The organism is Sphingobium sp. B8D3A, from assembly GCF_025961995.1.
In the GTDB taxonomy this organism is placed as follows: Bacteria; Pseudomonadota; Alphaproteobacteria; order Sphingomonadales; family Sphingomonadaceae; genus Sphingobium.
This window is the reverse complement of the sequence record NZ_JAOQOS010000001.1, coordinates 3,378,202-3,392,394: the sequence shown is the minus strand read 5'-3', so window position 1 is coordinate 3,392,394 and position 14,193 is coordinate 3,378,202. Positions and strand designations below refer to the sequence as shown.

Annotated in this window: 14 protein-coding genes; 2 read left to right on the top strand and 12 right to left on the bottom strand. The window is 65.9% G+C overall.

Annotated features, from left to right (window positions below):
- Window positions 1-8 precede the first annotated feature (8 nt).
- The 7 genes from M2342_RS15725 to mbhE all read right to left on the bottom strand — a co-directional run bounded on the left by M2342_RS15725 (window position 9) and on the right by mbhE (window position 6,350).
- Window positions 9-617, bottom strand: a complete 609-nt coding sequence (locus M2342_RS15725) for an outer membrane protein (protein ID WP_264579766.1) — start codon at window positions 615-617, stop codon at window positions 9-11.
- A 189-nt stretch (window positions 618-806) separates the two neighbouring features.
- Window positions 807-1,166: a monovalent cation/H(+) antiporter subunit G gene (gene mnhG, locus M2342_RS15720; protein WP_264579765.1), complete on the bottom strand. Its 360-nt coding sequence runs from the start codon at window positions 1,164-1,166 to the stop codon at window positions 807-809.
- Window positions 1,163-1,438: a monovalent cation/H+ antiporter complex subunit F gene (locus M2342_RS15715; protein WP_181560637.1), complete on the bottom strand. Its 276-nt coding sequence runs from the start codon at window positions 1,436-1,438 to the stop codon at window positions 1,163-1,165. Before M2342_RS15715 ends, mnhG begins: the two co-directional genes overlap by 4 nt.
- Entirely contained in the window at window positions 1,435-1,770 is a 336-nt protein-coding gene (locus M2342_RS15710) for a Na+/H+ antiporter subunit E (protein WP_264579764.1), read from the bottom strand. Before M2342_RS15710 ends, M2342_RS15715 begins: the two co-directional genes overlap by 4 nt.
- Window positions 1,767-3,251 (bottom strand): complex I subunit 5 family protein, encoded by a 1,485-nt coding sequence (locus M2342_RS15705; protein ID WP_264579763.1) that lies wholly within the window; start codon window positions 3,249-3,251, stop codon window positions 1,767-1,769. The genes M2342_RS15710 and M2342_RS15705 overlap by 4 nt, the downstream gene beginning before the upstream one ends.
- The gene (locus M2342_RS15700) at window positions 3,244-3,624 is read right to left on the bottom strand and encodes a sodium:proton antiporter (RefSeq protein WP_264571306.1); all 381 of its coding nucleotides are present in this window, start codon (window positions 3,622-3,624) and stop codon (window positions 3,244-3,246) included. Before M2342_RS15700 ends, M2342_RS15705 begins: the two co-directional genes overlap by 8 nt.
- A complete protein-coding gene (mbhE, locus tag M2342_RS15695; RefSeq protein ID WP_264579762.1) occupies window positions 3,621-6,350 on the bottom strand; it encodes a hydrogen gas-evolving membrane-bound hydrogenase subunit E in 2,730 nt (909 codons plus the stop codon). Before mbhE ends, M2342_RS15700 begins: the two co-directional genes overlap by 4 nt.
- 145 nt (window positions 6,351-6,495) lie before the next feature.
- Here mbhE and bla point away from each other — a divergent pair, with 145 nt between their 5' ends.
- Window positions 6,496-7,392 (top strand): class A beta-lactamase, encoded by an 897-nt coding sequence (bla, locus tag M2342_RS15690; protein ID WP_264579761.1) that lies wholly within the window; start codon window positions 6,496-6,498, stop codon window positions 7,390-7,392.
- Window positions 7,393-7,551: 159 nt separating this feature from the next.
- Here the strand turns inward: bla and M2342_RS15685 are convergent, their stop codons facing one another.
- Both M2342_RS15685 and M2342_RS15680 read right to left on the bottom strand, forming a co-directional pair.
- Window positions 7,552-8,367: a ferredoxin--NADP reductase gene (locus M2342_RS15685; protein ID WP_264579760.1), complete on the bottom strand. Its 816-nt coding sequence runs from the start codon at window positions 8,365-8,367 to the stop codon at window positions 7,552-7,554.
- Entirely contained in the window at window positions 8,360-8,818 is a 459-nt protein-coding gene (locus tag M2342_RS15680) for a hypothetical protein (protein ID WP_264579759.1), read from the bottom strand. Before M2342_RS15680 ends, M2342_RS15685 begins: the two co-directional genes overlap by 8 nt.
- A 409-nt stretch (window positions 8,819-9,227) precedes the next feature.
- On the opposite strand from M2342_RS15680, the gene M2342_RS15675 reads away from it, so the two are divergent.
- Entirely contained in the window at window positions 9,228-10,358 is a 1,131-nt protein-coding gene (locus M2342_RS15675) for an aminotransferase class V-fold PLP-dependent enzyme (protein WP_264579758.1), read from the top strand.
- Between the two features lie 92 nt (window positions 10,359-10,450).
- Here M2342_RS15675 and M2342_RS15670 read toward each other — a convergent pair whose 3' ends face one another.
- The 3 genes from M2342_RS15670 to M2342_RS15660 all read right to left on the bottom strand — a co-directional run bounded on the left by M2342_RS15670 (window position 10,451) and on the right by M2342_RS15660 (window position 14,186).
- A complete protein-coding gene (locus M2342_RS15670) occupies window positions 10,451-10,792 on the bottom strand; it encodes a hypothetical protein (RefSeq protein ID WP_264579757.1) in 342 nt (113 codons plus the stop codon).
- A 142-nt stretch (window positions 10,793-10,934) separates the two neighbouring features.
- Window positions 10,935-11,525 carry a JAB domain-containing protein gene (locus M2342_RS15665; RefSeq protein WP_264579756.1) on the bottom strand — a complete coding sequence of 197 codons (591 nt, stop codon included), beginning with the start codon at window positions 11,523-11,525 and terminating at the stop codon, window positions 10,935-10,937.
- Window positions 11,526-11,663: 138 nt separating this feature from the next.
- Window positions 11,664-14,186 (bottom strand): ABC transporter permease, encoded by a 2,523-nt coding sequence (locus M2342_RS15660; protein WP_264579755.1) that lies wholly within the window; start codon window positions 14,184-14,186, stop codon window positions 11,664-11,666.
- Window positions 14,187-14,193: the final 7 nt, after the last annotated feature.

Sequence of the window (14,193 nt, the reverse complement as noted above, 5' to 3'; positions counted from 1 at the left end):
ACGCTGGATCAGAACTTGCCGACGAGGCCGACCATGACCTGATGGCGCTGCATGCTGATGCCGGTGTCGACGTCGTCGAACTTCAGCTTGCCATAGTCGGAGAAGCGATACTCGCCACGGATGCCGAAGCGGCCGAAGCTGTACTCAACGCCGGCGCCGAGACGATAGCCGTCGAGATTGTCGCCGTCGCTGATCGAGTCGACGCCGTCGGTGTAGCTCACTTTGAGGCGGGCGTTGGTGTAGCCGGCCTTCGCGTAGATCAGCGCGTTGGGGGCGAGCTTGGCGCCAGCGCGGACGCCGACGTACAGATCGCGCGCGGCCGACAGGGACAGCTCATCGCCCGTCACGAACTGGTCCGTGACCGATTCCTTGACCTCGGAGTCAGCGGCTTCCACTTCGACGCCAACCACAGCGGAACCGAGATCGGCATTGTAGCCGAGGCTCACGCCATAAGCGAAATCATCGCTGCTTCCATTGTCGACGCCGTCGCTCAGCCGCACCGAGTCATAGCCGCCGAGGACCGCGAGGCTCAGGCCGGAGAAGGTGGGGCCTTCCTGCGCAGCGGCAGGGGTGGCAACGATCACGGCGGCTGCGGAAGCCAGAACAGCAAGTTTCATTGTATTTTCCTTGTTTTAATCTCGCCTTCTGCACGAGGCGGACGGGCCGCTTATGGAGCCCGGTTAACGGGGTCAACCTTCTCGTGGTTGCGATGCATCACTAGTGGCGCCGGATTGTTGCAAATATGCAACATATCTAGCCAAGCGAAACATAAGGATTTTTGTCCGTCCTCGGGCGGACGCTGAGGCCTAGCTGTCCCGCGTCAGCTCGTCAGGCTTGCCGGGTTGGCGCTCCAGTTCCTCACTGAGCGGATCATGCGCCAGCCCTTCCAGCCGCGTGCCGGAAACATAGGCAGCGCGGCCGAGCAACTGCGCGCCGATCGGGAGGGTAATGAGCAGGAACAGGATCGTCAGCCCGCTGGTCCAGTTCAGCTCCGCGACGTCGGCCGCCAGCACGACGCCGAGCAGCATCAGCGTTGCGCCCAGCGTGCCGGCCTTGGTGGCGCTGTGCATCCGCTGAAGGGGATCGCGCAGCCGCACGATGCCAATGGCGGCGATGAGCAGAAAGGCGGTGCCGGCAATCAGCAGGGCCATGGCGAGGATCATCATTGCCGCCTCCGCTTGCGTTCCAGGAACACGGCGAAGGCTGCCGTGGCGACGAAGTTGATCAGCGAGATGCCGAGCGCAATGTCCAGAAAGGCGCCGCGCCCGGTCGCCAGCGTGGTCAGCGCCGCGAACCCGACGGCGATGGCGGTGAGCATATCGAGCGCGACGAACCGGTCGGCAAAGCTCGGCCCGGTCACCATGCGCCAGCCGGCCAGCAGGAAGGCCAGCGCCAGCGGCACGGCGAGAACAGTGGTGAGCGTCGCCATATCGATCATCGCTCCAACTCCATGATCCAGCGCTCGTAGATCCGCTTGAACCGCGCGATAGTCGTCGCGGCATCGGCGGTGTTGAGCACATGGACGTAGAGGCTGCGTTGGTCCTCGGAGACATGCAGGCAGGTCGATCCGGGCGTGAGCGACATGAAATAGGCGAACAGGGCCACGGCCCAGGGCCGCTCCAACTCCGTCTCCACACGGATGATCGCTGGGGCGGTGCGGATGCGCGGTGACAGGACAATCCTGGCAACCGCGAGCGAGGCGACGAGGAGATCCCACAGGAACATCGCGACCAGCGTCAGACCGGCGCGCAGGCGGCGGGCGGGCCTCATAAGCCGCCTCCGCTGACGACGGCCAGCGCGCGGCTGGAGAGGAGCGAGAGCGTCCACAGGCTTTGTGGCAGCAGGCCGATGGCGATGGTCGCGCCGGAGAGGATCGCCATGGCGATCAACCCCGCCAGCGGCACCTTGCGCACCGGCTTGCCGCGCGGTTCCTTCCAACAGGCATCGGACCAGAAGATGGACATGGAGACGATCGTCATCAGCCCGCCGATCAGCGCGATAATGCCCAGCCAGGCCATGCCGGCATCGAAGCTCTCGCGAATGACGATGAACTTGGCCCAGAAGCCGGAGAGGGGCGGGATGCCCGCCAGCGACAGCACCGGCACGGCGAGCACCAGCGAAAAGAGCGGGTTCGTCCGCGCCATGCCGCCCGCTCGGGTGAGATCCCAGCTGCCGCTCGCCCGGCGGATCAGGCCTGCGCCGAGGAATAGATTGGCCTGCACGATGATCGAGTGGACCATATAGAACACCGCGCCGGCAATCCCCTCGCGTGTGGCGATCGCCAGTCCCATGGTCATGTAGCCCACTTGCGCGACGATATGGTAGGCGAGGATGCGGCGCATGTCTGTGTGTGCCAGCGCGCCCGCGCAGCAGATGAGGATTGTCGCAGCCGCGATCCAGCCGAACACCGGCACCATCTGCGCGGCGCCGATGCCGCCCGCGCCCACGCCGAACACCCCGGCGAAGACGAGCAGCAGCGCGTAGAAGCCCATCTTGGTGAGCAGGCCGGCGAACACGGCGACGGCAGTAATCGGCCCGGTATGATAGGAGGCCGGCAGCCAGAGGTGGAAGGGAAACAGCCCGGCCTTGAGCGCGAAGCCGGCCATCAACAGAGCGGTCGCAGTGGCAGAGGCGAAGCTGGGCGGGCGGCTGGCGAGCGCAGTGGCGGCTGCGCCGACATCCAGCGTGCCAGTGATCCCGTAGATCATGCCGACGCCGAGCAGGATGAAGGTCGCCGCCAGCATGGAGAAGCTGGCATAACGGATGGCGCCGTCGATCTGCGCCGGGCGCCGGTCCAGCGTCAGCAGGCCCAGCGCGGCGATCAGCGCCAGCTCGAACCAGACGTAGAGGTTGAACAGGTCGCGCGTCAGGAACGCGCCGTTCACTGCGCCGGTCATCGCCAGCATCAGCGCGTCATAGCCGGCGCGGCGGCGGCGCGGGCCGACGTCGACCAGCGCATATATTGCGGAAGCAAAGGCGATGAGCGCCGTGACGACCACCAGCACCAGCCCCGGCATCGTCGCCGAGAAGCTGATCGAGATGCCGTGCGGCCAGCCGCCGAAGACGGTGAGCGGGACGAGGTTGCCGCCATTGGCCTGCACGAACAGCAGCAGCGAGACGACCAATAGCAGGCCGTTCGTAATCAGGCCGATGGCGCGGGTGAGCGCGATGCGCGCGCGCAGGATGAGCACCAGGGCCGCGCCGATGAAGGGCAGGATGACGGGCGCGGGCAGCAGCAGCGCATCAGTCATCGGTCAGTTCCCGCTCCTGCGGCGTGCCCAGCGCCTCGGCGGAATCGACGTTGCGCGCATCGATGCTGTGGCTGTGACGCCAGGCGCGCAGCACCAGCACGGCGAGCATCACCGTGAGCGCGAAGCCGATGACGATCGCGGTGAGGATCAACGCCTGCGTGATCGGATCGGCAGACTCGCCCAGCGCGCGCTGGCCTTCGCCCACAATCGGCGGCTGCCGACTCTGGATGCGCCCGGCCAGGAAGATCAGGATGTTGACCCCCGTCGCCAGCATCGAAAAGCCGAGCAGCATCTTCACCAGATTGCGCGAGAGGATCATGTAGAGCGCGCAGGCGATGATGCCCGCGCCGACGGCGCCATAGAGCAGGGTCATCGCGTCGCCTCCCGCTGGAGGCCGAAGTGGAAGGCCAGCACGGCGCCGAGCACTACCAGGTACACGCCCAGATCGAAGATCAACGTGGTCGAGAGGGCCGGAATGAGGCCACCCGGCTCCCACCAGAGATGGGTGAGGAACGGCTCGCCGGTTATCAGGCCGGGCAGGCCAGCGAGCAGCACGCATAGCATGCCAAGGCCCACCAGCGTCAGGGTGCGCAGGCGCAGCACGCGCTGGGCGTGATTGACGCCATAAGCCAGTGCCAGCAGCGCAAAGCTGAGAGCTGCGACCAGCCCGCCGACGAACCCGCCGCCCGGCTGGTTGTGACCGCGGAACAGAATGACCAGCGAGGCGAGCAGCAGCAGCAGGCTGATCCAGCGCCCGGCGACCTGCAGGGAGAAGTGGACCGGCTCGGGACCGGGCACCGGCCCTTCGCTGCCCCGGCTGCGCAGCAGCGAGCGTGCCATGACGGCGGCAATGGCAATCACGATGGTTTCACCCAGCGTATCGATGGCGCGGAAATCCACCAGGATGACGTTGACCACATTATGGCCATGCGCCGCCACGAGGCTCATCTGGCCGAAGAAGCGGCTGGCGGCGGACACATGCTCGCGCGCGGCCATGTCCATCACTGCCAGGAACAGCAGCGCGCTGATGCTGATCGCAAGCAGGGCGTCGCGCTTGCGCATCGCGCGGGTGCGCGTCGCCGGGCTGGCGAGCGGTACCGCCAGCAACAGGGCCGAGAGCAGCACGACGAGCAGCGCTTCCACGGTGAACTGGGTGAGCGCCAGATCGGGCGCGCCGTTCATCAGAAAGGTGATCGCGGCGGCAAAGCCCGCAAGGCCGGTGGCGATCATGCCGCTCAGCAATGTGTTGGCGCGAGCAGCGGCAATGGCTCCGCCGAGCCCGATGAGCGCGACCAGCGCCTCGCCCGGCCGGAAATCGCCGGGGAATGGGATGTCAGGCGCGACGCCGCTCTTCGCCACCGACCAGGCGATCAGCAACCCGGCGCCGCCGACCACCGCCAGCAGATAGCGGCGCAGGTCGCCATGCTGGAGCGCGTCCGTCAGCTTGCGGGAGGAGAGGATCAGGTTGCGCAGGCTGATTTCCCACAGCGGCTCGATCTCATAGGTGTTGAACTGCTTGGTCTGCCGCAGCCAGATGTGGATCTTGCGCCAGAAGGCCACGATCAGCGCGCCGATGGAGACCACGACAAAGCTCAGCAGCAGCATCGGCGTGAGGCCGTGCCACACCGTCAGGTCCACCTCCACGGCGCGGCCGTAGACCGAGGCGACCGCCGGGCGGATGGCGACGCGCGTGATCCAGTCCGGCGCGAGGCTCATGAACAGGCCGGCGGCAGAGAGCAGCAGCGGCGGCATCACCAGCGAGAAGGTCTCGCCATGCTGCACCTTGTTCACCTTGCCGCGGCCCATGAAGAACGGCCGCAGCGTCACCACTCCGGCCACGCCGACCATGACGGCGTTGACCATCACGGCGATGGCCAGCGGGATGACTTCCCAACTGCTCTCCAACTGCGCTTGGAACAGGAATTCCTTGGAGATGAAGCCGATGAACGGCGGAATGCCGGCCATGGAAAGGCTGGCACCGAGGCAGGCCAGCGCCGTCAGCGGCAGATGCCGGGCAAGCCCGCCCATGGCGCGCAAACTGTAGAGGCCCGTCGCGTGCAGCACCGATCCTGCGCAGAAGAACAATGCCGCCTTGTAGAGCGCGTGCGCGAACAGGAAGCCGATCATCGCCACCGACGCCGCCGGTCCGTCCAGCCCGACGAGCAGCACGAGAATGCCGAGTGATGCGACCGTGGAATAAGCCAGCGCGGATTTGAAGTTCTCGGCCCGCAGGGCCTGCAACGCGGCGACGAGCATGGTGACGCAGGCCACGGTGATCAGCGCGCCCCGTCCCCAGCTTTCCGCGCCGATCACCGGCTCGAACCGGGCGAGCAGATAGATGCCGAGCTTCACCATCGTCGCCGAGTGCAAATAGGCCGAGGCGGGCGTTGGCGCCTGCATCGCGTTGGGCAGCCAGAAGTGGAACGGGAATTGCGCGGACTTGGTGAAACCCGCGATCAGGATGCACACGACGATGGCCGCGCCCCACGGGCTGTCATGCAATTCGCCAACCCGCGCCACCGCCTGCGCCATGGAGTAGGTGCCGAGCACATGGCCGATCATCGCGACGGCCATCAGCAAGGCGAGACCGCCGAACGCCGTCACCTGCAGCGACATCAGCGCCGCCCGGCGGGCGCGGGCACTGCGTCCCTCAAAGCCGATGAGGAGGAAGGAGAGAATGCTCGTCGCTTCCCAGAAGACGAGGAAGACGAGCAGATTCTCGGCCAGCACCGCCCCCAGCATCGCGCTGAGAAAGAGCAGGATGTAACAGAAGAAACGGGCGCGTTCGGCCGGCGACTTGTTGGTGAGATAGCCGCCGGCATAGATCGTCACCAACCCGCCCAGCCCGGTGATGAGTAGGCAGAGCAGGAAGGAGAAGCCATCCAGGCGAAGCGTGAAATCAAGGCCGAGCCAGGGTGCCCATTCGGCTGCTTCCCCCTTCACCCAGCCCCGTTCCACGAACTGCGCCATGTTTACGAACGCCGCGAGCAGGCCGAAGGGGAAGAGGGCGATCACCATGCCCGCACCACGCCCGATGACGTAGGCCAGCAGCGGCATCAGGCAGGCGCCGAGGAAGGAAATCAGCAATATCGTCAGCATCTGACAAACCTAATGCACAGTTTTGCCTGATGATGCAGCACCCAATGGCCGCGCGGGGGCGTTTTCTCGCTCAGAATGCAGAGGCAACGCGCGGCGCAGTCAGGAAGGGTTGGCGAAACCGGTTCGTCCCGCTTATCAAAGTGGGATGATCGATCGTCGCGATTTTGCCCTGGCTATGGGTGCGAGTGTTCTGCTGGCCGGCTGTGCCGACAAGCGGGAGGGGATGAATGACCCGGTGGCCCGCCTGCAGGCGATGGAGCGCGCGATCGGCGGCAGGCTGGGCGCGCTCGTGCTCGATACCGGCAGCGGACGCAGCTTCGGCTGGCGGACTGACGAACGCTTCTGTCACTGCTCGACCTTCAAATTGTCGCTGGCGGCAATGACCCTGCGCGAGAGCGACGCCGGGCGCCTCGATCTGGCGGAAGAATTGAGCTTCAGTCAGGCGGACCTCGTCGCCTACGCGCCGGTGGTGGAAGAAAATCTCGCCAGAGGGCGCTTGCCTATCCTCACCTTGGCCCAGGCGATCCAGATCACTAGCGACAATGCCGCTGCCAACATCCTGATGCGCCGGCTCGGCGGCCCGGACGCGTTGACCCGCTTTTGGCGGGAGATTGGCGACAGCACGAGCCGACTGGATGGCTATGAACCGGAGATCAATGTGATCCCGCCTGGCACAGAGCAGAACAGCACGACGCCAGCGGCGATGGCGCAAACGGTGCGCAAGATCGTGCTCGGCGATGTGCTCAGCGCCGCCAGTCGCGACCGGCTGAGGGACTGGATGGTGCAGACCCAGAGCGGGCGCAATCGCATCAGGGCCGGCATCCCCGCCGATTGGCAGGGCATGGACAAGACGGGCACCGGAATGCGCCAGGGCGTCGGCAACAAGACCAACGATCTGGCGGTGTTGGTCCCGCCGGGCGGGCGCAGTCCGTTGATCGTGATCGGCTATGTCGAGACGCCGACCTTCGCCGAAGATGTCCGCCCGCAAGACGAGGCCGCCCTCAAGGCGCTGGGCGCCCTCGCGGTCTCCTGGAGCGCCTGATCGCCATCGGCGAGTGGGCGACCAGGAATTCGTCATTCCCGCGTACGCGGAAATCCAGTTCCACGCCTGCGCCGGGAAGCAACGTCCATGCTGGATTCCCGCGTGCGCGGGAATGACGGAGGTGAAGCGCCTTCGCGATTAACCCCCTGACCCTAAAACCTAATCCACGAACGCCCGCTCGATCACATAATCCCCCGGCTTGGCGTTCGAGCCCTCCTCAAAGCCCAGCGCGTCGAGGCGGGCGGAGAAGTCGCGGATCATCGCCATCGATCCGCACATCATCACCCGGTCGGTTTCCGGGTCCAGGCGCGCCGGGCCGCTCAGTCCACGGAACAGCGTGCCGTCGTTGATCAGGGCATCGAGCCGCCCCGTGGTGCGGAAAGGCTCGCGCGTCACCGTGGGGCAGTAATGGAATTGCAGCAGGGCCTGATCCTGCACCAGCGGATCGCCGGCGAGTTGGCTTTCCAGATCGGTGCGGCATGCCAGATCGGCGACCGTGCGCACGCTGTGTGCGAGCATGACCTGGCCGAAATACTCATAGACATCCGGATCGCGCACGAGGCTGAGGAAGGGCGCGAGGCCCGTGCCGGTGGAGAGCAGGAATAGGCGGCTGCCGGGCCGCAGGGCGTCCATCACCAGCGTGCCGGTGGGCTTGCGGCCAAGATAGAGACGGTCGCCGGGCTGAATCTTGCACAGGCGCGAGGTGAGCGGGCCACCCTCGACGCGGATCGAGAGAAATTCCAGTTCCTCGGCATAAGCGGGGCTGGCGATGGAATAGGCGCGCAGCAGCGGCCGCCCATTCTCACCCGGCAGGCCGAGCATCACGAACTCGCCGGAGCGGAAGCGGAAGCTCGCCGGCCGCGTGATCGCGAAGCTGAAGAGATGGTCGTTCCAGTGCTTCACCCAGCGAACGGATTCCACGCTGAGTGCGCCGGTCGGCTCGAGCTCGAAGCCGTGATGGGTCATGTCATTCATTGGGGAACCTTACAGTGGCGGGATCGAACATGGGCAGCGCGGGCCAGAGTTCAACCGCCCGTAGCGCCGCGCCGAGCGAATCCAGCGCCATACGTAGCGCCGGGGCGCCCTCGGGCTGCACGACAAGCGCGACCGTCGCGGGCGTTCGATCTGCGTGCGCCCCGCCCGCCAGGCGGATCAGGCTGAGCAGAAGCGCCTCGCCATCGCTGAGCCGGGGGCAATCGACATCCGCAAAGGACAGCTTCTCGCGCGCGTGACGGTTCAGCACCGCCATCATCATGTGGAAATGCGGGAAGCCGGCCATGAGATCCGCCTTGTGAAAGACGGGGCCGACATCGCCGCACGGGCAGCGCCCGCAAGAGACCGCCTTTGCCCAATGCCGCATGGCCCAGACGAGCAAACGGCCGCCACGATCAAGCGAGGAAAGCGGGCAATCCAGAAACGCATACATGGGCAATCTCTCCCGTGGCAGGCAGGGGCGATGGCAGGCGGCGCTGGCTCCGGCAAGGCAAGCGCGCATATCGCCGGTGGAAGGACGTCCCCGGCCTGCTGCACCTGCAGGCCGGGAACGTCCGCGCCGCGCGAAGAGGGGTTCGCGCGGGTGAAGGCGTTGCGACTGCATCATCTGCTAATGACAATGAATCGCATTAACAGCGTCATGCCGATCCCTGTGGACGTCGTCAAGCGCGATCTGCATCTTTCGCTTCATCCGAGCGCCGAGCGGTGATGCGAAGGATCAACTGGCATCCCGCACCATGCCCCGCTATGCGCGGCCAGCAGCGATTGCGTGGCATCGAGTCAGCGCCGTCGCACGAACGGGCAGCATCAGGATGCGCTGCCTGAAGCAAGGAGAACCATCTATGCCCGCCCTGCGCCCCGATATCGATCCCGATGGCCTGCTCGAATATTCGGTGGTCTTCACGGATCGCTCGCTCAATCACATGAGCCAGGCTTTCCAGGGCGTGATGCGCGATATCCACGCCACCTTGTGCGAAGTCTACAAGGCCGAGCGCGCCGTGGTCGTCCCCGGTGGCGGCACCTATGCGATGGAAGCAGTCGCCCGCCAGTTCGCCACTGACGAAACCGTGATGGTCATCCGCAACGGCTTCTTCTCCTATCGCTGGACGCAGATTTTCGAGGCGGGATCGATCCCCGCGTCGGAATCGGTCATGAAGGCCCGCCGCATCGGCAATGGCGGCGCGGACCAGCCTTTCGCGCCCGCGCCCGTCGACGAGGTCGTCGCGGCCATCCGTGCCGAGCGGCCCGCCGTCGTCTTCGCCCCGCATGTCGAGACCGCGTCGGGCATGATCCTGCCGGACGATTATATTCGCGCCGTCGCGGACGCGGTGCATGAGGTCGGCGGCCTCTTCGTGCTCGATTGCATCGCATCGGGCTGCATCTGGGTGGACATGGTCGCGACCGGCGTCGACATCCTCATTTCCGCCCCGCAAAAGGGCTGGTCCGCGCCGCCGTCGGCCGGGCTGGTGATGATGAACGCCGCCGCGCTGGAGCGCTGCCGCGCCCGCCAGTCGACCAGCTTCGCGATCGATCTCGCCAAGTGGAACAGCATCATGGAAGCCTATCTGAACGGCGGCCATGCCTATCATGCCACCATGCCCACCGATGCCCTGCGCACCTTCCACAAGGCGATGATGGAAACCAAGCAAATCGGCTTCGAGACGCTGCGCGCCGCGCAATGGGAGCAGGGCAATGCCGTGCGGGCGATGCTGGCGGAGCGCGGCGTGCGGTCGGTCGCCGCCGATGGCTTTGCCGCGCCGGGCGTGGTCGTGGTGTTCACGGAGGATGCCGCGATGCAGACCGGCAAGCCCTTCGCCGCGCTCGGCCTGCAGGTCGCCGGCGGCGTGCCACTGATGGTGGATGAAGGCCCGGATTATCGCAGCTTCCGCATCGGCCTCTTCGGCCTCGACAAGCTCAAGGACGTGCCCGCCAGCCTCAAGCGGCTGGAAACGGCGTTCGATCAGCTGTTCTGAGCTGGTCCGTCAGCCCTCTCCTGGAACAGGAGAGGGTTGGACTGGGCTGGAAATCAATGCTGCTCTTCAACGGAGTGAGAGCAAAAGGGGGCCTATTTGGAACCCACGCCATTGCGGACGATCAGCTTTCCATTGTCTTCCGCGATCAGAGCTCTGTCGCCGTTATAGCGAATATGGCCGCGCGCCATTTTTGCACATTCGGCGTCATGATTGATTTGGCGCGCGACCCATCGTTTCCAGGCAGGCTGCTGCAAAGCCCGGCACTCGGCTTCATAAATGCCGCAACTATGGGCGGCCCGCATTTCTTTGATTAACAGCAGCCAACGACTTCGATCTTTCGGAATGCCCTCCTCTGGAGGCTGGCGGTCATAGTCCACACGGTCTTCTGGGCTTTCCATAAGCCGATCATAGCGATCACTTTGTTCACTGCCCATGCCTTTTCTGAGATATTGCTGTGGGCCACAGAGCATCAAAGTGGACTGACTGCATCCCCAGCAGGTTCTGCCAGCCGACATGGCCTGAAGCCGCTTCCTTCAGCCGTGCCAGGCCTGCGAGCCATTGCCGCAACCCCGCCCGCTACAACAGGCCGTGTTCGGCGAAGCTGAAGACGGCCTGACCGGCAAAAACCCAGTGGTCTGCGACATGAATGTCCAAGGGGCGCGCCGCTTTGCAGATTTGGTCCGTCATGATCCGGTCGGCCTTGCTGGGTTCGGCGATGCCGGAGGGGTGGTTGTGGGCAAGAATGATGTGCGCCGCCCCGAGGATGATCGCGGTCATGACGATTTCGCGGACATAGACCGGGGTGCTGTCATATCCCCCGGACCAATGAGTACGGCTCTCGATGACGTGTTTGAGCTGGCTCAGATAGACCACATGGAAGTGCTCGATCCGGCAATGCCCGATTTCCGCAGCAAGGTGACGCTTCAACTTTTCGACATCGAGGGGCTGCGTGGTCTTCAACGCTTCGGATGCCAGCACGCTGAGATGAAGGCTCCGAAAGTCCTTGATCGCGCGTATCTGCGCCTCCGAAGCGCCCCGCAATTTGAGGACGTCCGGTGGAGCGTGGACCAGCTCAGCCAGCGAGGCGAATTGCCTCGAAAGCTGCTTTGCGATCGCCCATGGCCGCGGCAGGCCGTAGAGCGCAAAAAGACCTGTCAAATGGCTCAAGGAACGCTTCATCGGCCGTTTGATGATCCGTTAAATGGTCATGCTTCTGAGATGCATTAACCATAAGAGGGACCCTAGGCGCCTGTAAAGCGGACTTATGTCTACAAGTGCACATAAGCTGTGGACAAATTTCTACCCTTACAATTCCCGCAGGGCCCGCGAGGGCCGCAGCGACATCAGTGGGATCGATCCCGCCAGCCCGATGCCTAGCGTGATGATCGCGCCGCCCGCCAGTGTCGCCAGCACCACGCCCCAGTCCGGCGCCCAGCCGAACTCGAAGACCTGCACGATCACGTACCAGGCCGCGCCCATGCCCAGCGCCAGCGAGACCAGCGCCAGCGTGGCAGCGAGCAGCGCATATTCCATCGCCTGCGTGCCGAGGATCTGCCAGCGCGTCGCGCCCAGCGTCTTGAGGATCACGCTGTCATAGCTGCGCGCCTGCCTTGAGGCGGCAATCGCGCCGATCAGCACCGCGACGCCCGCAAAGATGGCGATGGAGGCCGCCGCCACGATGGCGCCGGACATCTGCTCCAGCAGGCCACTGATCTGCTCAACCACTTCGGCCACCGCGATCACTGAGACGCCGGGGAAGGCCGCCAGCAGCGCGCGCGTCACGCCCGCGCCTTGCGCCTCGTCCATGGTGATGGTGGCGGTAAGGCTGTGCGGCGCGCTCGCCAATGCGCTTGGCGAGAAGACCATGACGTAGTTGAACCCCATGCTGTCCCAGTTCACCTTGCGCAGCGAGGCGATTTTGGCTTCGATCTCGCGGCCGAGCACGCTCACCGTCATGCTGTCGCCGATCTTGAGGTTGAGGGTCTTCGCCGCTTCCTCGTCCAGCGAGATGAGCGGCGGGCCGGCATAATCGGGTGCCCACCACTGGCCCGCAACCAGATCGCTCCCTTCCGGCAGCGCCGCGCTATAGGTCACGCCGCGCTCGCCGCGCAGGAACCACGCGCCCTCGGGCAGTTCCTCCATGTCGGCGACGCGCTGCCCGGCATAAGCCACGATGCGCCCGCGCAGTGCCGGCACCACGTTCAGCTCCGCCGCCGGCGCCTCTTGCGCCACGATCTGCCGGAAGCGCGCTTCCTGATCGGACGGGATATCGAGCACGAACTGGTTGGGCGCCTTCTTGGGCACCGTCCGGTCGATCTCGGCGGTGAGGCTGGTCTGCACGCCGGCCAGCGTGACGAACAGCGTGAGCGCCAGCCCCAGCGCGATCACCAGCGCGCTGGTCTGGGCGCCGGGGCGATACAGATTGGCGATGGCGAGGCGCCACAGCGGCCGGCGCGGGCGCGGCACGCGCCGGGCAATCGCGCTGATCCCCCAGCCGAGCAGCAGCAGCAGGCCGAGCACCGCCGCCGTCGCGCCCAGCACTGCGGCGGAGAACAGGGACTCGCGCGCCGTGCCCAGCGCAATCGCGAGCACCGCCATCACGCCCAGCACCACGCCCGCCACGCTGCGCCGGTCCAGCCGGCTGCGCGGCTCGACATGCGCGCGCAGGATCGCGGCGACCGGCAGCGTACGCGCGCGGTCCAGTGGCGGCAGGGTGAAGATATAGGCGATCAGCAGGCCATAAGCCGCGCTGGTGATCAGCGGCAGCGGATGGATACGGAAGCCCGGCTGCACCGGCAGCACATCGCCCAGCACGGCAATCAGCGCCGGCGGCAGCAGCGCGCCCGCGATCAGCCCGCAGGCAATGGCAATCGCCGCGACCGTGCCGATCTGCATCAGGTAGATGCGCTCGATATCGGCAGACGTCGCCCCCAACACCTTGAAGGTCGCGATGCCGCCGCGCTTGATCGCGAGATAGGAGGAGACGCCATTGCTCACCCCGATGCCCGCGATCACCAGCGCCGTGAGGCCGATGAGCGAGAGGAACTGCCCCATCCGCTCGATGAAGCGGCTGGTGCCCGGCGCCGCATTCTCCCGGTCACGGAACGACCAGCCCGCTTCGGCCTGCTCGTCTTCCAGCCGCGTGCGCAGCGCCTCGACATCGGTGCCCGGCGCCACGCGCACGCGATATTTGCTCTCATAGAGGCTGCCCGGCTGGATCAGCCCGGTGCGCCGCAGACCTTCTAGCGAGACGATGGCGACCGGCCCCAGCGTGAAGCCTTCGCCCACCCGGTCCGGCTCGTCGGCGATGATGCCGGCGATGGTGAAGGTCGCGGTGCCATAGCGCAGCGCGCCGCCGGGCCGCACCTGCAAGCGCTCCGCCAGCGCCTCGCCGATCATGATGCGGTCGGCGGCAAGCGGGGCATAAGTCCCTTCGCGCAGCAGCAGCTTGCCATAGAGCGGATAGGCGCCATCGACGCCCTTGAGTTCGGTCAGCACTGCCGCGGGGCCATCGGTATCGCCGGCCCCCACTGCATTCGCCATCGCCCGCAGCCGGATCGTCTCGCTCATCGTGCCCAGCGCGCGCAGCGTCTGCTTCTCGGCCTCGCTCGCCTCGCGCTGGCTCATCCGCGCCTCGATATCGCCGCCCAGGATCGTCTGCCCCCGTGCGGAAATCTCGCTGGTGATGGAGGTCGTCAGGCTGCCGATCGCCGCCAGCGTCGCCACGCCCAGGAACAGGCAGACGAACAGCAACCGCAGCCCCCGCAGGCCCGCATTCAGGTCGCGCCGGGCAATGGACCAGCTCGCCCGCAGGCCCAAAGCCCTCATGCGCGCC